The sequence below is a fragment of the Confluentibacter sediminis genome (assembly GCF_003258355.1).
In the GTDB taxonomy this organism is placed as follows: Bacteria; Bacteroidota; Bacteroidia; order Flavobacteriales; family Flavobacteriaceae; genus Confluentibacter; species Confluentibacter sediminis.
This window is the reverse complement of sequence record NZ_QKPO01000008.1, coordinates 151,276-174,545: the sequence shown is the minus strand read 5'-3', so window position 1 is coordinate 174,545 and position 23,270 is coordinate 151,276. Positions and strand designations below refer to the sequence as shown.

22 protein-coding genes, 1 tRNA gene and 2 pseudogenes are annotated in these 23,270 nt (G+C 33.0%); 13 read left to right on the top strand and 12 right to left on the bottom strand.

From position 1 onward, the window contains the following. Positions 1–56 precede the first annotated feature (56 nt). Positions 57–881, bottom strand: a complete 825-nt coding sequence (gene folP, locus DKT72_RS08810; protein ID WP_111308427.1) for a dihydropteroate synthase — start codon at positions 879–881, stop codon at positions 57–59. Between the two features lie 123 nt (positions 882–1,004). On the opposite strand from folP, the gene DKT72_RS08805 reads away from it, so the two are divergent. The 7 genes from DKT72_RS08805 (at position 1,005) to DKT72_RS08775 (ending at position 6,324) form a co-directional block, all read left to right on the top strand. Then, positions 1,005–1,547, top strand: coding sequence for a DUF1599 domain-containing protein (locus tag DKT72_RS08805; RefSeq protein ID WP_111308359.1), 543 nt, complete (start codon positions 1,005–1,007; stop codon positions 1,545–1,547). Continuing rightward, a complete protein-coding gene (locus DKT72_RS08800) occupies positions 1,544–2,638 on the top strand; it encodes a BT_3928 family protein (RefSeq protein ID WP_111308358.1) in 1,095 nt (364 codons plus the stop codon). The genes DKT72_RS08805 and DKT72_RS08800 overlap by 4 nt, the downstream gene beginning before the upstream one ends. Positions 2,639–2,709: 71 nt before the next feature. Next, on the top strand, positions 2,710–3,786 hold the full coding sequence (locus tag DKT72_RS08795; protein ID WP_111308357.1) for an ABC transporter permease: 1,077 nt from the start codon (positions 2,710–2,712) through the stop codon (positions 3,784–3,786). Between the two features lie 33 nt (positions 3,787–3,819). After that, positions 3,820–4,299 (top strand): TlpA family protein disulfide reductase, encoded by a 480-nt coding sequence (locus DKT72_RS08790; protein WP_235841678.1) that lies wholly within the window; start codon positions 3,820–3,822, stop codon positions 4,297–4,299. Between the two features lie 75 nt (positions 4,300–4,374). After that, positions 4,375–5,124, top strand: a complete 750-nt coding sequence (tpiA, locus tag DKT72_RS08785) for a triose-phosphate isomerase (protein WP_111308355.1) — start codon at positions 4,375–4,377, stop codon at positions 5,122–5,124. Positions 5,125–5,168: 44 nt separating this feature from the next. Next, positions 5,169–6,005: a 50S ribosomal protein L11 methyltransferase gene (gene prmA / locus DKT72_RS08780; RefSeq protein ID WP_111308354.1), complete on the top strand. Its 837-nt coding sequence runs from the start codon at positions 5,169–5,171 to the stop codon at positions 6,003–6,005. Between the two features lie 46 nt (positions 6,006–6,051). Next, positions 6,052–6,324, top strand: a complete 273-nt coding sequence (locus tag DKT72_RS08775; protein ID WP_111308353.1) for an ATP-dependent Clp protease adaptor ClpS — start codon at positions 6,052–6,054, stop codon at positions 6,322–6,324. Between the two features lie 2 nt (positions 6,325–6,326). Here the strand turns inward: DKT72_RS08775 and DKT72_RS08770 are convergent, their stop codons facing one another. From DKT72_RS08770 to DKT72_RS08745, 6 genes are all read right to left on the bottom strand, one after another. Further along, positions 6,327–6,521, bottom strand: a complete 195-nt coding sequence (locus tag DKT72_RS08770) for a YgaP family membrane protein (RefSeq protein ID WP_235841676.1) — start codon at positions 6,519–6,521, stop codon at positions 6,327–6,329. Positions 6,522–6,554: 33 nt separating this feature from the next. Beyond that, positions 6,555–7,967, bottom strand: coding sequence for an MBL fold metallo-hydrolase (locus tag DKT72_RS08765; protein WP_111308426.1), 1,413 nt, complete (start codon positions 7,965–7,967; stop codon positions 6,555–6,557). Positions 7,968–8,044: 77 nt separating this feature from the next. Continuing rightward, positions 8,045–8,833 (bottom strand): sulfite exporter TauE/SafE family protein, encoded by a 789-nt coding sequence (locus DKT72_RS08760; protein WP_111308351.1) that lies wholly within the window; start codon positions 8,831–8,833, stop codon positions 8,045–8,047. A gap of 1 nt (position 8,834) precedes the next feature. After that, positions 8,835–9,248: a DUF6691 family protein gene (locus tag DKT72_RS08755; RefSeq protein WP_111308350.1), complete on the bottom strand. Its 414-nt coding sequence runs from the start codon at positions 9,246–9,248 to the stop codon at positions 8,835–8,837. 2 nt (positions 9,249–9,250) lie between these two features. Next, a complete protein-coding gene (locus DKT72_RS08750; protein WP_111308349.1) occupies positions 9,251–9,808 on the bottom strand; it encodes a YeeE/YedE family protein in 558 nt (185 codons plus the stop codon). Between the two features lie 64 nt (positions 9,809–9,872). Then, complete coding sequence (locus DKT72_RS08745) at positions 9,873–10,505, bottom strand: Crp/Fnr family transcriptional regulator (protein WP_111308348.1); 633 nt, start codon at positions 10,503–10,505, stop codon at positions 9,873–9,875. A gap of 84 nt (positions 10,506–10,589) precedes the next feature. Here DKT72_RS08745 and DKT72_RS08740 point away from each other — a divergent pair. The 3 genes from DKT72_RS08740 (at position 10,590) to DKT72_RS18535 (ending at position 12,149) form a co-directional block, all read left to right on the top strand. Beyond that, positions 10,590–10,663 (top strand) — tRNA-Arg (locus tag DKT72_RS08740). Between the two features lie 229 nt (positions 10,664–10,892). Beyond that, positions 10,893–11,606: a phage integrase SAM-like domain and Arm DNA-binding domain-containing protein gene (locus DKT72_RS18540; protein ID WP_235841668.1), complete on the top strand. Its 714-nt coding sequence runs from the start codon at positions 10,893–10,895 to the stop codon at positions 11,604–11,606. A gap of 18 nt (positions 11,607–11,624) precedes the next feature. Beyond that, positions 11,625–12,149, top strand: coding sequence for a site-specific integrase (locus DKT72_RS18535; protein WP_235841665.1), 525 nt, complete (start codon positions 11,625–11,627; stop codon positions 12,147–12,149). Between the two features lie 160 nt (positions 12,150–12,309). On the opposite strand, the pseudogene DKT72_RS18900 reads toward DKT72_RS18535, so the two are convergent. From DKT72_RS18900 to DKT72_RS08720, 3 genes and pseudogenes are all read right to left on the bottom strand, one after another. Then, positions 12,310–13,098, bottom strand: a pseudogene (locus tag DKT72_RS18900) (DUF4138 domain-containing protein). After that, positions 13,095–14,021 carry a conjugative transposon protein TraM gene (gene traM, locus DKT72_RS08725; RefSeq protein WP_235841664.1) on the bottom strand — a complete coding sequence of 309 codons (927 nt, stop codon included), beginning with the start codon at positions 14,019–14,021 and terminating at the stop codon, positions 13,095–13,097. Before traM ends, DKT72_RS18900 begins: the two are co-directional and overlap by 4 nt. Positions 14,022–14,098: 77 nt before the next feature. Then, positions 14,099–14,359 (bottom strand): annotated as a pseudogene (locus tag DKT72_RS08720) (conjugal transfer protein TraK); the annotation flags it as partial. Positions 14,360–14,722: 363 nt separating this feature from the next. On the opposite strand from DKT72_RS08720, the gene DKT72_RS08715 reads away from it, so the two are divergent. Both DKT72_RS08715 and nagB read left to right on the top strand, forming a co-directional pair. Continuing rightward, on the top strand, positions 14,723–16,819 hold the full coding sequence (locus DKT72_RS08715) for an alpha-L-fucosidase (RefSeq protein ID WP_111308347.1): 2,097 nt from the start codon (positions 14,723–14,725) through the stop codon (positions 16,817–16,819). A gap of 182 nt (positions 16,820–17,001) precedes the next feature. Then, entirely contained in the window at positions 17,002–18,939 is a 1,938-nt protein-coding gene (gene nagB / locus DKT72_RS08710) for a glucosamine-6-phosphate deaminase (protein WP_111308346.1), read from the top strand. A 119-nt stretch (positions 18,940–19,058) separates the two neighbouring features. Here nagB and DKT72_RS08705 read toward each other — a convergent pair whose 3' ends face one another. Further along, positions 19,059–19,772 carry a LytR/AlgR family response regulator transcription factor gene (locus DKT72_RS08705; protein WP_111308345.1) on the bottom strand — a complete coding sequence of 238 codons (714 nt, stop codon included), beginning with the start codon at positions 19,770–19,772 and terminating at the stop codon, positions 19,059–19,061. Positions 19,773–19,833: 61 nt separating this feature from the next. Further along, entirely contained in the window at positions 19,834–20,892 is a 1,059-nt protein-coding gene (locus DKT72_RS08700; RefSeq protein WP_111308344.1) for a sensor histidine kinase, read from the bottom strand. 112 nt (positions 20,893–21,004) lie between these two features. Between DKT72_RS08700 and DKT72_RS08695 the strand changes: the two genes are divergently transcribed. Further along, positions 21,005–23,269 (top strand): GH92 family glycosyl hydrolase, encoded by a 2,265-nt coding sequence (locus tag DKT72_RS08695; RefSeq protein ID WP_235841684.1) that lies wholly within the window; start codon positions 21,005–21,007, stop codon positions 23,267–23,269. Position 23,270 lies beyond the last annotated feature (1 nt).

Genomic DNA, 23,270 nt, shown 5'->3' with positions numbered 1-23,270 from the left:
AGATTATTAGAGAGAGTTATAAATTTAGATGGTTACACGATTCAACAGATAAGCAGCTAACACCTTAACGCCTCAATTAATTTAATGCATTCCATGGCCTCTTTAACATCATGAACACGCAATATGGACGCTCCTTTTTGTAAAGCAATCGTATTTAAAATACTGGTGCCATTTAAAGCTTCATTGGGTGTAGTCTCCAAAGTTTTATAAATCATAGATTTTCTGGAAACACCAACTAAAATAGGTTTCTCAAGCATTTTTAATAATTCTAAATGATTCAGTAATTCAAAACTTTGCTCACGTGTTTTTGAAAAACCAAAACCAGGATCGACAATAACATCAATAATTCCCAATTTTTTAGCAGCAGCCAATCTTTCAGAAAAATAAAATAAAACATCTTTAACGACATTATTATAGTCAGTTTGTTTTAGCATGGTTTGTGGTGTGCCTTGCATGTGCATCATAATATACGGAACGTGTAAATCTCCAACAGCCTGCAACATATTCTCGTCTAATTTCCCAGCCGAAATATCATTAATTATGGATGCTCCAGCTTCAACACATTGTTTCGCCACATGACTTCTAAAAGTGTCTATGGAAAGTAAGGTTTCAGGGAATGTTTTTAAAATTACATGAACTATTGGCAAGATGCGTTTTAATTCTTCATCTTCACTAATATGTTCGGCGTTTGGTTTAGAACTGTAAGCGCCAACATCAATAAAAGTGGCGCCTTCATTCAGCATCTTTTCAACTTGAAGCAACACATCTTTTTCATTTTTATACTTTCCGCCATCATAAAATGAATCAGGAGTGATATTTAAAATACCCATGATTTTTGGAGACGATACATCAATAAGTTGTCCTTTACAGTTAATAGTCATAAGAAAATTTAATATTCCATGTTGAGAATCCAAAGTTAACGGAATTATGTAAAAGTCTTTTGGTTTAGAACTTTGAACTTTAAACTATTTAAGCGAAATTTACGCAAAATTCAATTTATTTAAATGCAAGATACTTCAAAACAATATGATGCTGTTATAGAAACCTGCAAAAATTTATTTATAAAGAAAATGAGCGATTATGGAAGTGCTTGGAGAATTTTAAGGCTACCATCTTTAACCGACCAGATTTTTATAAAAGCCCAACGCATTCGTAGTTTACAACAAAATGCTGTTAGAAAAGTAGATGAAGGAGAAGTGAGTGAGTTTATTGGCATTATTAATTATTGCATCATGGCATTGATTCAGTTGGAGAAAGGCGTTGTTGAACAACCAGATTTGTCAACTGAAGAAGCTACTAAATTATATTCTGAAAAAGTGGCCATCACTAAAAAATTAATGGAGGATAAAAACCATGATTATGGTGAAGCTTGGCGCGATATGCGAGTAAGCAGTCTAACCGATTTAATTTTACAGAAACTGTTGCGTGTTAAACAAATAGAAGATAATGCCGGAAAAACCATAGTAAGTGAAGGTATTGATGCTAATTACCAAGATATGATCAATTATGCCATTTTTGCACTAATACATTTAAACGAAAAACCATGAAATTCATTATTAACATTTCAAGAATCTTAGTAGGAGCCTTGTTTATTTTCTCAGGATTTATAAAATTGAACGATCCACTAGGGTTTTCTTATAAACTCCAAGAGTTTTTTACCCCCGATGTTTTAAATCTTCCTTTTTTAGAACCTTATGCTTTAGGTATTGCTGTTTTTGTAGTAATTTTTGAGGTGGTTTTGGGCGTGTTTCTGTTAATAGGTTATAAACCAAAATTCACGGTTTGGAGTTTGTTGCTTATGATTGTGTTTTTTACATTCTTAACATTTTACGCTTGGTATTTTGATAAAGTCAAAGACTGTGGTTGCTTTGGAGATTTTTTAAAGTTAAAACCCGTAGAAAGTTTTATCAAGGATGTTATTTTATTGGTTTTTATACTCATCCTGTTTTTTGGTGTTACATATATAAAACCACTATTTGGTAAATTGCCAACAACGGTTTTGGCTTTGTTAGGTTTTATTATCAGCTTATGGTTTGGTTATCATGTGTTGATGCATTTACCGTTAATTGATTTTAGAGCTTATAAAGTTGGAGATAATATTAAAGAGAATATGCTGTTACCAGCAGATGCTCAAAAAGCAGTCATAGATTATCATTGGACGTACACTTTAAATGGAAAAGAAGAAGAATTAACCGATAGAGGAAGTGGTCCAACAAAATATGATAAAATAATTAAAGTTGAAACAACTATAATTGAAGAGGCAGACATTCCAAAAATTCAAGATTTTTCAATAGAAAGTGACGATGAAGACTTAACAGATTATTTTTTAAGTGAAGACAAACTCATTATGGTTGTTTCTTATAGTTTGGAACATATTGATAGAAACTGTTTAACTGAATTAAAAAAAGTGACCGATGAAGCTATTAGAAAAGGCTACACAGTCATTGGTTTAACAGCTTCAGGAGAGGATGCTAAAAAAAGTATAAAAGAAACCTATAAATTAGATTTCGATTTTTATTTATGTGATGAAAAAGCACTTAAAACAGTTGTTCGTTCTAATCCAGGGATTGTAAAACTTAGTAAAGGAACAGTGATTCAAAAGTTGCATTATAATGATATGGATGATTTGGAGTTGTAGTTATGAGTCATAGTCACAGAGCGTCAGTACGCAGTTAAACAAATAACGCATACAAAATAAAATTTAAGAATCTGATAAACTATTTACTAAATAAAACGTTTTATGCATTACTGACTTTATTTGGAGTGGTAACAGTTATTTTCTTTTTATTTAGTGTGCTTCCGGGCGACCCGGCCCAAATGATGTTAGGCCAGAATGAAGATAGTGAGCAATTGGCAACTATAAAGCAAAAATATGGGTTTGATAAACCTATCAGTACTCAATATTTGTATTATTTAAATGATTTGTCTCCTATTTCATTTCATTCAAAAAATTCCGAAGATTATACTTATTTGAACCCTGATAAATACAATGCGGTAGTGTTGTTTTCTATTGGAACTATAACAACGGTTCTAAAGTATCCCTATTTACGGGAATCGTTTACCAAACAAGGTAAAAACGTTAGTGAAGTATTGGCAGAAACTCTGCCAAACACCTTTGTTTTAGCAGTGACAGCTATTATTATAGCGATGCTTATAGGAGTGTTTTTAGGAATTGTTTCAGCACTTTATAAAGACACTTGGTTAGATAAAACCATACAGATTTTAAGTACCTTTGGAATGAGCATCCCATCATTTTTTAGTGCTATTTTATTTGCTTGGTTTTTTGGCTATGTTTTGCATAAACTAACAACTTTAGAAATGACGGGGAGTTTATATGAACTTGATGACTTTGGAGAAGCCATGCATATTAAATGGAAAAATTTAATATTGCCAGCTGTTGTTTTGGGTATTCGTCCGTTGGCGGTTGTTATACAGCTTATGCGTAATTCGTTGTTAGAAGTTTTTAATCAAGATTTTATTAGAACAGCAAGAGCCAAAGGTTTAAGCGAGTATCAAATTATTTGGAAACATGCGGTTAAAAATGCATTAAATCCTGTAGTGACAGCTATTTCAGGTTGGTTTGCATCTATGTTGGCTGGTGCTGTTTTTGTGGAATATATTTTTGGTTGGAACGGACTTGGTAAAGAAATTGTAAATGCTTTAAATACCTTGGATTTACCTGTTATTATGGGTGCCGTATTGATTATAGCCTTATTATTTATAATTATTAATATTTTAGTAGATATTATATATGTTTGGTTAGATCCGAAAGTAAAAATCGACTAACAGGCTAATTATAAAAATTTAAAAATGAAAAAAATGACATACGTATTAATTTTAATAATGAGTTTTTTCAGTTGTAACACAGAAACTCCAACAACATTTTCAAAAGAAGCTTTAAGTGATACTTTTATAGACTTAAAAGGACATTCTATTCTATTTAAAGATATTTTAGAAGCAAATAAAGGCAAAACCATTGTTATAGATGTTTGGGCATCTTGGTGTAGTGATTGTATAAAAGGAATGCCAAAAGTTAAAGCTTTACAAAGTGATTTTAAAGATGTTACTTATCTGTTTTTGTCATTAGACAAAAGCGAAGAGTCATGGAAAAAAGGCATCAAAAAATATAAAGTTGAAGGACAACATTATTTTATGCAATCGGGTTGGAAAGGTGCTTTTGGAACTTTTGTAGAACTGGATTGGATTCCACGTTATATGATTATTAATCCAGATGGAACCATAAAAGTATTTAAAGCGATAGAAGCTGATGATAATAAGATTATAGAAGCATTAAAATAACTATTTTTGTATTAATAAAATTTAAACTAATAATTATAATAAAAGTCCCTTCCCATTAGGAAGGTTAAGAGTGTAATGAGAAAACAAATTGTAGCAGGAAACTGGAAAATGAATAATGATTTAGCGCAAACCGAAGCGTTAATAACAGAATTAAAAAAATGGACAAAAACATCGGATGCTTCTATCATGGTAGCACCAACCTTTACAAATTTGTGGCAGGCATATCAATCTTTGAAAGATACCCATATTGAAGTGATTGCACAAAATATGCATTTCGCTAAAAATGGTGCTTACACAGGAGAAATAAGTGCTACAATGCTTAAAAGTGTGGGTGTGGAAACTGTTATTTTAGGACATAGTGAACGTCGTGAATATTTTAATGAAACGGATGAATTGCTAGCTAAAAAAGTAGATGCTGCTTTAGAAAATGAGATGACTGTTATTTTTTGTTTTGGTGAAGTATTGGCAGATAGAAAGTCTAACAATCATGAAAAAGTTGTTGAGAGCCAGATTAAAAATGCCTTATTTCATTTAAAGGCATGGGACTTTAAAAGAATAATTTTAGCTTACGAACCTGTTTGGGCCATTGGTACCGGGGAAACAGCAAGTCCAGAGCAAGCCCAAGATATGCATGCTTTTGTAAGAAAAACATTAGCGGATAAATATGGCTATGAAATAGCAAATAGTGTATCTATTCTTTATGGAGGCAGTGTAAAGCCAAATAATGCCCAAGAAATTTTCTCTAAACCAGATGTTGATGGTGGTTTAATAGGAGGTGCCGCTTTAAATGCGGAAGACTTTTTCGCAATTGTTAACGCATTTTAAAAATTATACCATTACTAATAAATACAATGGTACTATAATAAAAAATGTCAAATACAATTTATATAGGTTACGAATTCAAGGTAAAGCCACTCGAACCAGGCGTTGAAATATTAATTGCAGAACTGGGCTATGCGGGTTTTGAAAGTTTTGTTGAAACTGAAGAAGGCGTTTCAGCATACATACAAAAAAGCGAATGGAACGATGCTATTTTAGATGATATTCAAATACTAAACTCTGCTGAATTTGAAATTAGTTATGTTTTCAATGACATTGAACAGGTTAATTGGAATGCGGAATGGGAAAAGAACTTTAATCCTATTATCGTTGATAATATGTGTTCGGTTCGTGCACCCTTTCATGAAAAGCCAGAGACACAATACGATATTATTATTGAGCCAAAAATGAGTTTTGGTACGGGGCATCATGAAACGACTCATATGATGATTCAACATATCTTAAAAACTGATTTAATCAATAAATCGGTTTTAGATATGGGTTGCGGCACAGGAGTTTTGGCCATTCTGGCGGAAATGAAAGGAGCAAAATCTATTGAAGCTGTTGACTATGACAACTGGTGTTATTTGAACAGTTTAGAAAATGTTGAAAGAAATAATTGTGAACAAATAACGGTTATAGAAGGTGATGCCTCGGTATTAAAAGGCAAAAGCTATGATGTGATTATAGCTAATATAAATCGTAATATTTTGCTTAATGATATGGAAGCTTATGTGTCTTGTTTAAATAAAAATGGCTTACTGTTCTTAAGTGGTTTTTATAATGACGACATACCTGTAATTCAGGCTGAATGTGAAAGACATAAGTTAAAATTTGAAGAAAAGTTAGAAAGAAACAATTGGGTGTCTCTAAAATTTTTATATTAGTATAATAATATTTTTCATCAGGAAAACTCTCAAAAAAAAACAAATTATGAGTACAAGAGAAAAAACCTCAGAATTATTACTTGAAGAAGAAGTAAGCACTCAAAATGAAATTGTTCTTTATAATGATGATGTAAATACCTTTGATCATGTTATAGAAACACTTATTTATGCTTGTGATCATTCTGTAGAACAAGCTGAGCAATGTTCTATTATTGTACATTATAAAGGTAAATGTACTGTAAAAACAGGATTGTATGATGACTTAAAACCACGCTGTTCCATGCTATTGGAAGCAGGGTTGAGTGCTGAAATTGTTTAGAATTATTTTTTATTTTTACAAGTATTTATTCCAAGCGGTACGTAAATTGGACAAAAACCAATAAAGCTAGTTAGTACAAAAATAATAGCAAAAGCCATTAAAATGTAGGCTAGCGTACCTTCAATTACATTTGTATAAAATAAAACAGCAATAGCTATAGCAATTATAATCCTGATGCCTTTGTCTAAATCACCCATGTTTCTTTTCACTATATTTCATTTAAGTTCGTATTATAACGTTGTTGGGCATACATAATCTGTTAATGGAACATTGGTGTTTTTAAGGGCTTGCATACCACCAGATATGTCAATTAAATTATTAAAGCCTCTAGCTTTTAATATAGAAGTAGCTATAGTAGAGCGGTAACCACCAGCACAATGAATATAATAGGTTTTAGACTTGTCTATAGCATTCATATGAGTATTAATATAATCTAAAGCAAAATGTTGGACATGTTCTCCTTTAAGGTGTATGGATTTATATTCCCCATCTTTTCTCACATCCAGTACATTTAAATCTTCTTTTTTAAATTGCTTGGAAAATGCTTCCGCAGAAATAGAGTCTAAAGTTTCAATGTCTTTCCCAGAAGTTAACCAAGTATCAAAGCCACCTTCTAAATAGCCCAGTGTGTTATCATAACCTACACGAGATAATCGGGTAACGGTTTCTGTTTCTTTGCCATTGGGAGCAACTATTAAAATGGGCTGTTTTAAATCGGTAATTAAAGCACCCACCCAAGGAGCAAAACCGCCATTTAAACCAATGAAAATAGAATTAGGGATGTGTCCTTTTCCAAATTCTTGTTCAGTTCTAACATCTAAAACCAATGCATTTTCATGATTGGCAATCAATTCAAATTCATTAGCACTTAAAGGTGTATTTCCTCTTTTTAAAACTGTTTCAAAGGCATCATAGCCAGATTTATTCATCATGGCATTTTTGGCAAAATATTGTGGAGGAGGAGGAATACCATCTAAAACTTCTTTTACAAATTCTTCTTTAGTCATGTCGGCTCTCAAAGCATAGTTGGTTTTCTTTTGATCCCCAAGAGTACCAACGGTATCTTTACTTAAATTTTTGCCACATGCAGAACCAGCCCCATGAGCAGGATATACAATAACATCATTAGCCAGAGGCATGATTTTATTTCGTAAGGAATCGTAAAGCATGGCGGCTAAATCTTCTTTTGTCAAGTCTGATTTTATAGCCAAATCCGGCCTGCCAACATCGCCTAAAAATAAAGTGTCTCCAGAGAAAATAGCATGGTTTTTTCCATTTTCATCAATCAGCAAATAGGTTGTCGATTCTAAGGTGTGACCAGGAGTATGCAGGGCTTTTATGGATATATTTCCTAATTTAAATACTTCATTATCTTTTGCGATATAGGCATCATAATCTGTTTTTGCAGTAGGGCCAAAAACAATTTTAGCTCCTGTCTTTTTTGCTAAATCGATATGACCGGAAACGAAATCTGCATGAAAATGAGTTTCGAATATATATTTGATTTTTGCTTTTTCAAGGGTTGCTTTATCGACATACTGTTGTGTTTCCCTTAAAGGATCAATAATGGCCACTTCGCCATGTGATTCTATATAATAAGCACCTTGTGCCAAACATCCCGTATAAATCTGTTCAATTTTCATGTTTTTCATCTGTGAAATAGGGTGTAAAATTACGAAAATAAGAAAAGGTTGTCTGTAACTTATGTCACATTTGATGGCTATATTTCTTTATAGATAATATAAATAGCCATTATTAAAGTAAAGTACCCAAATCCTTTTTTTAAACTCTTATTAGAAACATATTTTGAAAGGTTGCCACCAATAATAATTCCCAAAATGGTTAAAAAAGAAAAGAACAATAAAAAACTCCAATTCACTTTAAGATTTTGCCAATCTCCTATAAAACCTATCAATGAGTTTAGTGTAATAATAACTAATGAAGTGCCAACCGCTTTTTTCATAGGAAGGTTTGCCCAAAGAACTAAAGCTGGGACATAAAGAAAACCACCGCCAGCACCAATAATACCAGTAATAGTTCCAATAATTAATCCTTGAATAAAAGTTTTATAATAAGACTGATTTATGTTTATAAGATTCTTTTCTTTGGTGTTTTTTATCATGGAAACTGAAGCCAGAAGCATGATTAGGGCGAAGAAAATCATAATTGCCATATTTTTTGTAATGGTGACAGAACCAAAAGTGAAAAGCGATTCTGGAATAGAATGGACTATATATCTTCTTGAAATATAAACGGCTAAAAACGAAGGGAAGGAAAATGCTAAACCTGTTTTAAAGTCTACAAGTTTTTTACGATGCTTTTGAATAACACCTACTAAAGAGGATGAACCCACCACAAATAAGGAATATGCTGTAGCAATAACAGGACTATAACCCAATAAATATACCAACAAAGGCACTGTTAAAATAGAACCACCTCCACCTACTAATCCTAGAACTAAGCCAACAATTAAGGCTCCAATATATCCAAGAATTTCGGTAGTTTCCATTTTAATGTGGCAATTTGTTTTTTAAAATACCATATATAAAAGTTCCTAAAATGGCAGATGCTATTACAATAAGCATGGAATAAACACCTGTGCCTAATAATATATACATAGGGCCTGGACATACACCAAGGAGTGCCCATCCTAAGCCGAAAATAATACCGCCAACAATATATCTTGTAAATCCATTTTCTTTTTTGGGAACGAATATATCTGAGCCTTTTATGGTTTTTATAGAACCCTTTTTAGAAATCTGGAGGAATAAAATTCCAGAAGCTATGGCAGTTCCTATAATACCATACATGTGAAAGGATTGAAACCGAAACATTTCGTAAATACGATACCATGAAACTGCTTCAGATTTTACCAAAACGATTCCGAAGACAATACCAACCAATAAAAATTTAAGATGTTGCATAATTAAAATAGCAGGGGTAAAACAATATTAGTCATGATTAATCCACCGATAAAAAAACCTATTACAGCTATTAAAGACGGTTTTTGTAAACTGCTTAATCCCGTAATGGCATGTCCTGAAGTGCATCCATCGGCATATCGTGTTCCAAAACCAATTAAAAGTCCGCCAATAATTAAGATGAAAAGACCTTTTCCAGAGGTTATAGATTCATAATCATATAGCTCATTCGGAACTAAAGTTTGGCCAGCGTTATTAAAACCTAGTTCACTTAGTTCGGAAATGGTTTTAGGATTAAGATTTGTAGTAGCATCATTGGAAAGAAAATGAATGGCAATATAACCACCAATAATTGCACCAACGACAACCAACAAGTTCCAAGATTGTTCTTTCCAGTCAATTTTAAAAAAACCTGAAAATTTATCGGCACCTAGCATAGTACACATGGTTTTTAGGTTTGATGACATACCAAATGTTTTTCCAAAGTAAATAAGTAATGCCATGACCAATGCAATTAAAGGGCCAGAGACATACCAAGTCCATGGGTTCAAAATAAAATTCATACCTAACAAATTAGTGTAAATGTATATTTAAGTTAAAGATAGTTTTGTAATAAATGTTACTTAGTTAAATCAATACTTCTATTTTATTACGGCTTATCTTGATTTTGTGTTCGTTTTCGAGTTGTTTTAAAAGTCTAGAAATAACAACCCTAGAAGTATGTAAATCTTCGGCTATATCTTGATGTTTGGTATCAAGTGTATTAGAATTATGGAGAAGTGTTTTGTCTTTTAAATATTTGAAAAGACGTTCATCCATTTTCATAAAGGCTAAAGTATCAATGGTTTCAAGCATTTCATTGAAACGGCTTTGATAACTTTCTAAAATAAAGTTACGCCAACTTTCATTGGAATGAAACCATTTTTGCATGTATTCAACAGGAATCATAACCAGATAGGACTCCTTTTCCGCTACGGCTCTAATTTTACTTTTTGTAGTGCCCATGCAGCATGTGAGTGACATCGTACAAGTTTCGCCTGCTTCTAAAAAATAAATAAGTAAATCGTATCCTTCGTCGTCCCCTCTTAGTATTTTGATACTTCCACTAAGTAATAATGGGATGTATTTTAAAGATTGGTTGACATCTATAACGATATCGTCTTTTTTAAACTTTTTAAATTCACCAATTTTTAAAATTTCTTTGATGAGCGTTTCATCTAAAACATGCTGAAATTTTTGATATACCAAGTCGTTTGTCATACTCAAAGATAATCATTTTATAAAATTGAAATAAATTGTTTGGTAGAGAATTAATAAAAATACTATATTTGCACCCACAAAAAAGGCCTCGTGGCGCAACTGAATAGCGCACTTGATTACGGCTCAAGAGGTTACTGGTTTGAATCCAGTCGAGGTCACTAAGTAAACTTGTAAAAAGTTAGAAAACCGTGCAAATCATAGGATTTGCACGGTTTCTTGGTTTTTAGACCATCATTTAAATTGATTTGATATGAAATGGTCACAAACCGTCAACAAAAATGTGGATCATCAACATTGTTGACGATTTGAATAGTGAACATATTAGGTACTCAATATAGTTGATTTGACTTTCGTCTTGTAAAATGTTTAATTTAAAAGACAACAACTATGAGAACATCAAACACATTTGCAATCCTTTTTTGGGCATACTCTTCTCGTGCCAAGGATAATCTAACTGGGATTTGCGCAAGAATCACAGTAAATGGAAAAAAAGTCAACATTAGTTTAAAACTGCAGGTTGATATTAGATCATGGGATTCCAAAAGGCAGAGAGCAAAAGGAAACAGTGAAACTTCCAGAGCTCTAAATTCTTATTTGGACCAAGTCCACTCTCAAATTATAAAACTTTACCAGGATTTAAAATTTAAAGGAGGGCTAATTACAGCGGAGTTAATAAAAGCTGAATATTTGGGGGAAAGTGATAATTCCAAGACCCTTCAAAACCTTCTTGAATATCACAAAAATAAAACCGAAAAAACATTAGCTATTTGTACTCTAAGAAATTTTAGTGTGACTCAAGGTTATTTAAATAAATATTTAAACAATGTAATGAATACCCCGGATATTTATTTAAAAGAACTCGATTATAAATTTATTTGTGATTTTGCGAACTTTTTATATTGCTTCTGGCCAAAAGGCCACCCTAAGGCAATGGGGAATAATACGGTAATGAAACATATTCAAAGGTTTCGAAAAATTGTAACTTTAGGATATCATATAGAATGGATAGATAGAGATCCTTTTGTTAGATGGAAGCCAACTTATGAAAAAAGAGAACGTCTATTTTTAACAGAAAATGAGTTGTCAAATATTGAGACCTAAAATTTTTCAATTGCTTGAGTGGAAAGGGTTCGTGACCTATTTATTTTTAGCTGTTATACGGGAATTTCATACATTGATGTTATTAATCTGACTAGCAACAATGTTCTAAAAGGCATAGATGGTAATGATTGGATATTTACTAATCGTCAAAAAACTAAATCACCAGTCAAAGTACCTCTGCTTAAAAAGGCAAAAGATTTACTTATTAAGTATCATGACCATCCTATGACCCAGATAACAGGGACATTGCTTCCTGTCATATCAAACGAAAAAATGAACCTATATTTAAAAGAAATAGCAGATGCTTGCGGATTAAAAAAGAATCTTACTTTTCATATGGCTAGACATACGTTTGCTACCACTGTAACACTTAGTAATGGTGTGCCAATTGAAACTGTTTCTAAGCTTTTGGGGCATACAAAAATAGCTTCTACACAAATATATGCAAGGGTAGTAGAAAGAAAGGTAAGTGAGGATATGCAGGTACTAATGAATAAAATAGATGTGTCTGATGATGATAGAATAAACCAAAAGAAAAACTGAATAAGAAATGTTTAAAATGCTTTTGAAAAAGATCTCAAAAGCATTTTTTCTTATTTAAAGTTTAGAATTTAAAATCAAACTTCTATTTCTTTTCAACTTTTTACTATTACCAAGAATGTATATTGGTGATATAACTAGATGGAAATAAATGAAGCATATGCTAAAGGATGATTTTCCTACTACCATTGGTCTCTTTTAGTTCAAGTACCAACTTTTCATTGTCCCCTAGAACAAACTTGGGAAGTACATATATAAAGCGTTGTGATCGTCCATTTACAATGGTTTCAGGTGTTTTGTGTTTATAGATGACCTCTTGTCCTAACCTTTGATAGGAAGCTTTCCGTTTGTTGTTGCCATTGGTTCTATAGACATTGAGATAATCGATTTCAAAATCGATTCCAGACCTGTTCTTGATCTCAATAACCAGATATACTTCAGAAGTATTATAGACCATTTTTTGTAATTGGATTTTAATACCCTTTTTACGTTTGGTTTTAATTCGTTCAAAGGAGGACTTTAACAAATAGTCACTCAATTTTTGAAAATGTGCTATCCTATTGGCATACTTGTTTAGGGAACTAGAGGCAGGTTTCTCCTTTATTTTTTCAGGTATCTCTTTGCCAATACCTTCTTTTTCATTGATAAAATATGTCAGTTTGGCAAGTTTTTAGGAATACTTTAGAATATAGGAGTAAACCTTTCCATCATTTGTGATTGTCAAAAGGTTACTTTCTGTTCCAGGCTTTGCTTGCAATAGCCCAAAATATTGTTCTTTCTCACGGTTGTAGGTGAATACAAAATGGGAAGCCCCTGTTATACCTTGCCGTATGGGTTTTGGAAAAAACAAGGCCACGTTTTTCTGGTCATTGGCGTAAATGGTATCAATGGCCTGTTGAGCTGATATTGACATTGAATACATCCATACTAGTAATGTGATATATATTTTCATTGGAATTTTGTTTTAGGAATCCTTAAAATGAGTTTGTAATTATCGGTTATGGTAACCTTTACTTTTTTATGGTTACGTTGGAATATTTTCTTAAAACCACTTACCTGTGGTACACCGGCAATGTTAATGTCGTCCACCATATCCCCAACGATTTCATTGCTAACTTCAGCCCTAAAACTGTTTTCAACATAAATCCCTTCACTACCATCCTGAAAATCAAAAGCGACTAGCTTAACAGGGCGATGGTCAATGTTACTAATGGCAATTATTGCCCGATTGGGTTTAAAATTGACAAACCCATAAATGGGCGTGTTTTTAGAATAATGCTGTCTATAAACGGTAGCCTCTTTTAGCAACCGCATCTGCAAGCGATAATTGGTCTTGACGGTCTGTGTGCCATCTACTCGGACATATATAAAATCATCGGTGTTTTTTGAATTCAAATCATCATTTTCGATAGGATGGGACGCAAAAAAGAGTTGGTGCTCCAAAGCACTTTCCTTAGCAGCAACATCCGTTTCCTTTTGTTCTATAGCATCCGTGACCGTGGTGTCTTCTGTTTTTTTAAAGGATGGTTTTGGAGGCTTGTTTCCCGGTTCTATATTTTCAAAGGTTCTCTCTGAATATTGAATCCGCCCCTGTTGGTAGATACTGTCCACAAGTTGCATTTTTTTCTTGTCCAATAAATCGGGATCATATACACCTGTGGAATCCAACAGACGCTCATCATAAATGCTTGGGGCATTGGTTTCCCGAACGTCCTTTAAATCGTTTAAGGCATCCAATTTGGAATCGTACTCCTTTTGGCCGTTCTCCAGTTGTGGTAAGGGAATCTGGTTGTTCTCAATGGTAGGTTCTTCGTTCCCGTCCAAGAACAACATAACATAACCACCTAATAAAAAGGAGTATGCAGAGCATTCCAACGGAAAAAATGAGTTTACTCTTTTCTATCTTCATATTAATACTGTTTATGCCCATTATGGGCTCTCATATTTTTAATTTATTGTTCACTATGGACCTTTCGTAAGGTGTTTTCAAAAAAGTTGGTGATTAGCAGACCGTGGGTGTTGTTTGGGAAATTCCTGTCAACCTTGATAAGATTTCCTGTTGTCATCAGCTCATAAGTATCGGTTACCGACCCCCGGTTAATCTCAAATACGGTTTTCGTTTCAAACCTGTAAGGTTCGTTTTGAATATCAACATTGGATTCAATGCTCAGGACTTTTTGAACCAGTGAGTATTGCAACAAACGGTTATAGACTGCAAAAAACAGTCATAGTATACCACTCGAAACGGAAAAAAGTGAGCATGGTAAAATCACAAATAAGTGACTGATTCAGATTTAATTATAGCTACAATTAAGGCGGTTCAATTTATCCGTTTTTAGTGGTTCTCATTATCCGTCCCATCCAACATATCCAACAAAAAGAGTGTGATTTCTCCAAAATTAGAGGACAGGACAACTCTTATTGTCGGTTTCCCTAAAAATCCTAGTGCCTTCCATTCTTAAACGTATATGTTTTTAAAACTGTCATTGGTCGAAATGGTAACAGCAAAATAATTAATTTACTTTAATATTATAACGTTGTTAGTTAATCGATAAATAAATGACATCTATAACATTATGAGAAATATTTTTAAAGTATTAAGTTTTTTATGCATAATTATTTTTAATAGCTGTAAAGAGCCTGTAATCCCTCCTAGTGCATTTGGACCTATACCGACACAAAGACAATTAGATTGGCATGATATGGAATTTTATGCTTTTATCCATTTTACTATAAATACATTTACTGATAAAGAGTGGGGTTTTGGAGACGAGTCTCCAGAACTTTTTAACCCTTCTCATTTTGATGCTCAACAAATTGTGTCAACAGCGAAAAATGCAGGCATGAAGGGTTTGATTTTAACAACCAAACATCATGATGGGTTTTGTTTATGGCCAACCAAAACAACCGAGCATAACATAAGCAAATCGCCTTATAAAAACGGGAAAGGTGATATTGTTAAAGAAATTTTTGATGAATGCCGTAAACAAGGTTTAAAAGTAGGCGTTTATTTATCGCCTTGGGATAGAAATAATAAAGCTTATGGAACCCCAGAATACATTAAAATTTTTAGAGACCAATTAAGAGAACTTTTAACCAATTATAGAGACGTATTTGAAGTTTGGTTTGATGGGGCTAATGGTGGTACTGGTTATTATGGTGGTGCTAATGAAGAACGAAAAGTAGATCTTACAACATATTATGATTGGGAAAACACATGGGAAATGATTAGGGAATTGCAGCCTAAGGCAGTCATATTTTCAGATGTAGGTCCCGATGTGCGTTGGATAGGTACAGAAGAAGGATATTCTGGAGATCCTTGTTGGAACAGGTATACTCCAAAAGGACGAGAAGAGGGGCAAATCCCTGCTGGTGGTCTAACAAAATATTGGGAGTCTATTAATGGGCATCGTGATGGGAAATACTGGATGCCTGCTGAAACAAACACATCTATTAGACCAGGGTGGTTTTATCATAAAAGTGAAGACGATAAAGTAAAGACTCCAGAACAATTGGTAAAACTATATTATGAAAGTATAGGACATGGCACGTCTTTAATTTTAAACCTTCCGCCAGACAGAAGAGGTGTTATTCATGAAAACGATGTAAAGTCTCTTATCGAATTTAAAAAAATAATTGATAAAACATTTTCTGTTGACTATGCACAGAATTCAAAAGTAACCGCTAGTAATGTAAGAGGGTATTCAAAAAAATATTCAGCAGAAAATGTGCTAGATAATGATGATGAGACCTATTGGGCAACAAATGATGAAGTAAAAAAAGCAAATTTGGTTATTGAGTTTCCAAAAGAAACATCGTTTAATGTGGTGAACATTAAAGAATATATTCCGCTTGGGCAACGTGTTTGGGGGTGGGCGTTAGACCGGTGGGAAAACAATCAATGGATTGAGTTTGCCAAAGGAGAATCCATTGGCCATCGTAGGTTATGGCGTGGTTCTTTACAAGTTACCAACAAGATGAGGTTTCGTGTTACTGAGGTAGGTGCTTGCCCGCTCATATCAAAAATATCAGTATATCAAGAGCCAGTACGTTTATCAGCACCTGTAATATCAAGAAGTATAGATGGCGATGTAACCATTAAAAGTACAGGGACTATTCATTACACTATTAATGGAGATGAGCCTACAGAAAAATCACCAATATTTAATGCACCATTCAGCTTTGTTAGTGGTGGTACTGTAAAAGCTAAAGCGTTTTTTAATGGCAAATCAAGTGGTGTGTCTACCGCTTATTATGGTTATTCAAAAAGAAATTGGAAGGTCATTTCTGTTGGTTCTGAAGACGTAAATTTTATTGGTAAAAATACTATTGATGAGAATGAAACAACATACTGGAAATCATCCATAGGGGAACAGGATAATATAGTAATCGATATGGGAGAAACGCTACCTGTAAAATCATTTATAATGCTTCCTCGTACAGATGACAGTAAAGAAGGTTTGGTAACGCATTACGAATTTTATTTGAGTAACGATAACACTAAATGGGTACTTGCTGCACAAGGGGAGTTTTCAAATATTTACAATAACCCTATACAACAAGTGATTAATCTTGATAAAATCTATAATGATAGATATATAAAATTTGTTACTAAAGAAGTAGTGAATAATGGTAATGGGATCATTAGTGAGATAGGAATAGGGGTAGATTGATGTTTTTATTATAATACGATAACAGTAATAAGACAATCCAGAGTTAGCCTTTTTCGAAAATTAAATATATAACGATTGGTTCAACCTTTGCCGATGTACATTTGTTATTAGTCGAATTTTTAATTGTAGATAAAAGCTTATTAGTAAATTTATTTTTATAAACAAAAACCATCAATAGTTAAATGATTACAGGAGATATCAGCTACAAGGAAAAAGAAGGAATTAGCTATAAAGAAGCGGGTAAATTTGAAGAGACACGTTATGAGAAAATTCATAATGTTATTTTTAATTCTTCTCTAGAAGCTTCTGTATTGGTGGCGCAAGAAATAGCAAATTTAATTCAACATAAGGAAGAATTAAATGAACCTTGTGTTTTAGGTTTAGCAACAGGGTCTTCACCTATAAAAGTATATGAAGAGCTTGTTAGAATGCATAAAGAAGAAGGTTTAAGTTTTTCAAATGTAGTAACCTTTAATCTTGATGAGTATTACCCTATGGATAAAGATAACATTCAAAGTTATTTTTACTTTATGCATGACCATCTTTTTAATCATGTTGACATCCTACCAGAGAATATAAATATTCCAGACGGAAAAGTTAGTCCAGAAGAACTTCACCAGTATTGCATAGATTATGAAATGAAAATAAAATCCTATGGTGGGTTGGACTTTCAGCTTTTAGGTATAGGAAGAACAGGTCATGTAGGCTTTAATGAACCAGGGTCTCATATCAATTCTGGAACAAGAAGTATAACTTTAGATCATATTACACGTGTTGATGCAGCGCCCTCATTTTTAGGAATTGACAATGTACCAAGAAAAGCCATTACCATGGGTATTGGTACGGTAAGAAATGCAAAACGAATTGTGTTGCTAGGTTGGGGAATTAGCAAAGCAGACATCCTTAAAAAAACGATAGAGGGAGAAATTTCTTCTCAGGTGCCTGCGACCTATTTACAGGAGCATAACAACACCACTTTTGTTTTAGATAGTGAAGCCTCTTCAGAATTAACCAGAGTAAAAACACCATGGTTAGTAAAGTCAAGTGTGTGGACCGATGAGTTAAAACTAAAAGCTGTTGTTTGGTTGAGCGAATTAACCAATAAACCTTTTCTTAAGTTAACAGACAAAGATTATAATGATAACGGTATGGCAGGTCTTTTAACAGAAGAAGGTACCGCCTATCATTTAAACGTTAAAATGTTTAATAAATTACAGCATACCATTACAGGTTGGCCAGGAGGAAAACCAAAAGCAGATGATACTTATAGACCAGAACGCTCAACACCAGCAAAAAAGAGAGTCATTATTTTTAGTCCACACCCAGATGATGATGTGATTTCAATGGGGGGGACTTTTGACAGACTTGTAGAGCAAGGGCATGAGGTACATGTGGCATATCAAACATCGGGTAATATAGCCGTTTCTAATGAAGAAGCTTTGAAATTTGCTGAAGTTTCTATGGTTTTGAATTCAAAATCAACAGAGTCAGAAGGGATTATAAATTTTTTAAAGAATAAATCTGATAATGATATCGATTCCATTGAAGTTAGAAAACTAAAAGGAACGATTAGAAGAAGTGAATCTTTAGGAGCTACAAGATATTTGGGCGTTCCAGATGAAAATGTTCATTTCTTAAACCTTCCTTTTTACGAAACAGGTACTGTAAAAAAAGGAAATCTTTCTGAAGAAGACATAGAAATTATGTGTAATCTTATTGAAGAAGTAAAACCACACCAAATTTATGCGGCAGGTGATTTGGCCGATCCACACGGTACACATAAGGTGTGTTTAGATAGTTTGTTTGAGGCTTTAAAAAGATTAAAACAAAAACCTTTTATGAATGATTGTTGGGTATGGTTATATCGTGGTGCATGGCATGAATGGGAGACTTATCAAATTGAGATGGCTGTACCCATGAGTCCAGACCAAGTACTTAAAAAACGCCATGCTATTTTTTATCACCAATCCCAAAAAGATGGGGTTATGTTTCAAGGAGACGATTCTAGGGAGTTTTGGGTGAGAGCAGAAGATAGAAATAGAGAAACCGCCAAAAAATATAATGATTTAGGATTAGCAGAATATGCTGCGATTGAGGCTTTTAAGCGTTATCATTTTTAAAAAGAATAAATAGAATAGTGTTGGTTAATAGCATTATAATGTTTGAGTTTAGTTTGTTTATTAAGTATTGATGGTTATCTCTTTAAATAGATGATAGCCATCATTTTTTTACAGCTTTTTTAAATGGAAGAATTTAAAATTTTCTGTTTTACATCTTCTAAATAAGATCTACCAATCACGTATCTAAGTCCTTCAATTTCTACACTGTTTCCTTCAACGGCATCAATTTTATCAACTGCTACTGTATACGACCTGTGTATGCGTATAAAATCTCTTGAAGGTAATAAATTTGTGAAATCGGTTAGAGTACTGTGTACAATATATCGGCCTGTTAGAGTGTTTATTTTTAAGTAATCTTTCAAGCTTTCAATGACTAAAATTTCGTCTAGAAAAATTTTCTTCATTTTTTTCTTATCAATCTTAACAAAAACAAAAAGACGTTCTTTAATACTTTCTAGGGGTGTTTTATTGCTTATGTCAAGCCTTTTTTCAACCTTATTTAGAGCTTTCATAAACCTAGGGAATTCAACAGGTTTAACCAAGTAATCTAAAACATCCAGTTCATAAGTTTCTATGGCAAACTCATCATAGGCAGTAGTAATTATGAGCAACGGAGGTTTTTCTAGGCTTTTAATGAAGTTTATACCATCAAGGACAGGCATATTAATATCTAAAAAAACTACATCAACGGTGTTGTTTTTTAAAAAGTTTAAACCATCAATAGCGTTATTAAATGAATTTAGCATTTCAAAATTATCAATGTGTTCTAAGTAATTTTTAATAATATTAATTGCTAAGGGTTCGTCATCAATGATTAAACAACTTATGCTCATGTTTTTTGCTATTTATCAATAAAAGTAATTCTAATAAAATTACTAATAAGTGTTTTTAATTTTAACCTACTTTAATTTTAAGTTTAACAACAAACTTTTTTTTATTGCTTTTTATTTTAAGATCATAATCGTTTTTATCGTAACCTAAAGCGAGTCTTTTTTTAACGTTTTCTAAGCCAATCCCGCTAGACTCTTTGAAATGATCTTTATGCCTTGTAATTAAGGGCATGGGGTTAATTATGGTAAAGTAAAGAAATTTTTCAATGATTTTAAAGTTAATAACAATTTTAACGTCTCCAATGTTTTTATTGGCACCGTGTTTAAAGGCGTTTTCTACAAATGTTAGCAATAAAATTGGGGAAATTTCTTTATCTTCAATATCTCCAGATATATTCATACTTACTTCTAGGGAATCATTATACCTTACACGTTCTAGATCGAGGTAATTTTGAATACACAGTATTTCATTTTGTAAACTTTGTCGTTTGGCTTTTGTTTCGTAAAGCATATAGCGCATTAATTCTGATAGCTTTAAGATTATTTTGGGTGTTTTGTTTGACTTTTCTACTGCTAAAGAGTAAATATTATTGAGAGTGTTAAAGAAAAAATGGGGGGATATCTGATTTTTTAAAAAAAGAAGTTCGGTTTCTAACTGTGTTTTTTCCAGGTCTGCAACACGTTTATGCTCTTTTAAAAAATCAAATGTAATCTTTATTGCTGCAACAAATCCAATAACATAAAGTTCTCCAATCATCATTTCTATGATGTAATTTAGCGTTAGTTTGTCAATAGGTTCTGGACCTTCGGGCCATACATTATGGCTTATTAATAAATAGGTTAAATTATACTTTACCATAACCATAATAAATATGGTAGATAAAATGGTAATAACATATAGAACATACTTTTTTCTATATATCAAAAAAGGCATGAAAACAAAAATATTTAAGTAACAAGACACCATGTGTATTGGAAAACCCAATAAATTACTCTTTAGTGAATACAAATAATCATTAAAATACCTACCCCAGCGAAATGTGTTAAATAAAAAATATACACCCCAAAATATAACGTGATATTTTCTTGATATTAGATAAGATTTATTAGTATTAAAATTCATTATTAAAAAAAATGGATTGTAATTTTTGTGGTGTTTAGGCTTGTTTATATGTTATCCGTCTAAATTACTTTTGAAATCAGTAAAATTAATGAAAATTTAAACTTAAATTATGATGACACCTATGAAAAACTTTTTACCCCTTATCTTATTTATAGTTTTAATTTCCAGTTGTAAAGAAAGAGCTCCTGAAAATAAGGAACTTAAAGAATATGTGACAAAATTTGTAGATCCATTTATAGGCGCCGGAGGTCATGGACATACTTACCCAGGGGCAACTGTGCCTTTTGGGATGGTACAAGTGAGTCCAGATAATGGTATTTCAAGCTGGGATTGGTGTTCAGGATATCATTATTCAGATTCTATAATAGCTGGCTTTAGTCATTTGCATTTAAGCGGTACAGGCATAGGTGATTTAGCCGATGTATTATTTATGCCAGCCAATAAGCAAGTGGATTTAACCATTGACACAAAAAACAGAGATTCTCTTCCTTATAAATCATCCTACAGTCACGCTAATGAAAAGGCTAGTCCTGGATACTATCAAGTGTTTCTTGAAGACCCAAAAGTAAACGTAGAATTAACGACCTCTTTAAGAACAGCGTACCATAAATATACATTTACAAAAAATGATGCACAATCAGTAGTTATAGATCTTGGTTTTGCCATTAATTGGGATAGCTCCTTAAAAACAGCTATCACCATTGAAGACGACCATACAGTAAGTGGTTATCGTTTTAGTACAGGCTGGGCAAAAAACCAAAAAGTCTTTTTTGTTGCTAAATTTTCTAAACTTCTTGCAAAGCACGTATTGGTTTCAAACCAAAGTATTGTAGAAGATATAACTGCGGAAGGAGAGAAAACCAAAGCACAATTGTTTTTTAATGCAGAAGTAGGCAGTGAATTACTTGTAAAAGTAGCCGTGTCATCAGTTAGTATTGACAACGCAAAAGATAATTTAGATGAAGGAGATTTTAATTTTGAAAAAATAAAAACCGAAGCTGAAAGCACTTGGAATTCAGCATTATCAAAAATTGAAGTTGAAACACCTGTCGATTCCCTTAAAACGATATTTTACACCGCCTTATATCATTCGCAATTGGCACCTGTAACTTTTAGTGATAAAAACGGGCAGTTTAGAAAAGAGAATGATAGTATTGTAACAGCTACAAATTATACAGCGTATTCTACCTTATCACTTTGGGATACATTTAGAGCAGAAAATCCTTTGTTAACTTTAATCGCTCCAGATAAAACATCAGATATTATTAACTCGATGTTAGCCTATTACGAGACTAAACACATTTTGCCGGTTTGGACGCTTTATGGCAATGAAACCAATACCATGACGGGCTACCATTCCATTCCTGTAATTGTAGATGCTTATAAAAAAGGCATTACGGGGTTTGATGCAGAAAAAGCATATCAAGCCATGAAAACAACCATGATGCAAGATGAACGCGGTTTGGACTTATATAAAAAGTATGGATACATTCCTTATAATTTATTAGATGAATCGGTTACCATTACCTTAGAATATGCTTTTGATGATTGGTGTGTTGCACAGATGGCAAAAGCGTTAGGTAAAGATGATGATTACACATATTTTATAAACCGATCAAAAGCATATCAATATATATTCGATCCTGAAACATGCTTTATGCGTGGTAAATCTGATGATGGTAAATCATGGAACGAGCCTTTTGATCCCAAACATTCCAATCACAGAGAACATACTGATTATACCGAAGGTAATGCATGGCAACACAGTTGGTTTGTGCCACAAAATGTGAAGGATTTAATTTCGTTACACGGAAATGATGATGTTTTTACCAGCCGTTTAGAACAACTGTTTACCGAAAGTTCTGAAATTACTGGAGATAATATATCTGCCGATATTTCTGGGCTAATAGGACAATATGCTCATGGTAACGAGCCTAGCCATCATATTGCTTACATGTTTAACAAAGCCAATAAACCTTGGCGAACACAATATTGGGTACATCATATTTTAGAGACCCAATACAATACAACACCAAATGGTTTGAGCGGTAATGAAGATTGCGGACAAATGTCCGCTTGGTATGTGTTTAGTTCCATAGGCTTATATCCTATGAATCCCGCTTCAGGCGAGTACGAAATTGGAAGACCTATTTTTGAAAAATCAACAATTCATCTGCCCAACGGGAAACCCTTTGTGATTGAAGCAGAACATGTTTCAGATAAAAATATATACATTCAGTCTGTCACACTTAATGGTACTGAATTTAATCAAACATCTATCTTGCATCAACAAATTATTCAAGGAGGTGTCTTGCATTTTGTTATGGGATCCGAACCAAATAAAACATGGGGTTTAACTAATAACAATTTGAACTAAT

Coding starts and splice junctions, on each gene's coding strand:
- DKT72_RS08800 (WP_111308358.1), top strand. CDS start 1,544: ATGAAATTCATTATTAACATTTCAAGAATCTTAGTAGGAGCCTTGTTT.
- nagB (WP_111308346.1), top strand. CDS start 17,002: ATGATTACAGGAGATATCAGCTACAAGGAAAAAGAAGGAATTAGCTAT.
- prmA (WP_111308354.1), top strand. CDS start 5,169: ATGTCAAATACAATTTATATAGGTTACGAATTCAAGGTAAAGCCACTC.
- DKT72_RS08695 (WP_235841684.1), top strand. CDS start 21,005: ATGACACCTATGAAAAACTTTTTACCCCTTATCTTATTTATAGTTTTA.
- DKT72_RS08700 (WP_111308344.1), bottom strand. CDS start 20,892: ATGAATTTTAATACTAATAAATCTTATCTAATATCAAGAAAATATCAC.
- DKT72_RS08755 (WP_111308350.1), bottom strand. CDS start 9,248: ATGCAACATCTTAAATTTTTATTGGTTGGTATTGTCTTCGGAATCGTT.
- DKT72_RS08715 (WP_111308347.1), top strand. CDS start 14,723: ATGAGAAATATTTTTAAAGTATTAAGTTTTTTATGCATAATTATTTTT.
- DKT72_RS08750 (WP_111308349.1), bottom strand. CDS start 9,808: ATGAATTTTATTTTGAACCCATGGACTTGGTATGTCTCTGGCCCTTTA.
- folP (WP_111308427.1), bottom strand. CDS start 881: ATGACTATTAACTGTAAAGGACAACTTATTGATGTATCGTCTCCAAAA.
- DKT72_RS08705 (WP_111308345.1), bottom strand. CDS start 19,772: ATGAGCATAAGTTGTTTAATCATTGATGACGAACCCTTAGCAATTAAT.
- DKT72_RS08805 (WP_111308359.1), top strand. CDS start 1,005: ATGCAAGATACTTCAAAACAATATGATGCTGTTATAGAAACCTGCAAA.
- DKT72_RS08760 (WP_111308351.1), bottom strand. CDS start 8,833: ATGGAAACTACCGAAATTCTTGGATATATTGGAGCCTTAATTGTTGGC.
- DKT72_RS08770 (WP_235841676.1), bottom strand. CDS start 6,521: ATGGGTGATTTAGACAAAGGCATCAGGATTATAATTGCTATAGCTATT.
- tpiA (WP_111308355.1), top strand. CDS start 4,375: ATGAGAAAACAAATTGTAGCAGGAAACTGGAAAATGAATAATGATTTA.
- DKT72_RS18540 (WP_235841668.1), top strand. CDS start 10,893: ATGAGAACATCAAACACATTTGCAATCCTTTTTTGGGCATACTCTTCT.
- DKT72_RS08775 (WP_111308353.1), top strand. CDS start 6,052: ATGAGTACAAGAGAAAAAACCTCAGAATTATTACTTGAAGAAGAAGTA.
- DKT72_RS08765 (WP_111308426.1), bottom strand. CDS start 7,967: ATGAAAATTGAACAGATTTATACGGGATGTTTGGCACAAGGTGCTTAT.
- DKT72_RS08790 (WP_235841678.1), top strand. CDS start 3,820: ATGACATACGTATTAATTTTAATAATGAGTTTTTTCAGTTGTAACACA.
- DKT72_RS08745 (WP_111308348.1), bottom strand. CDS start 10,505: ATGACAAACGACTTGGTATATCAAAAATTTCAGCATGTTTTAGATGAA.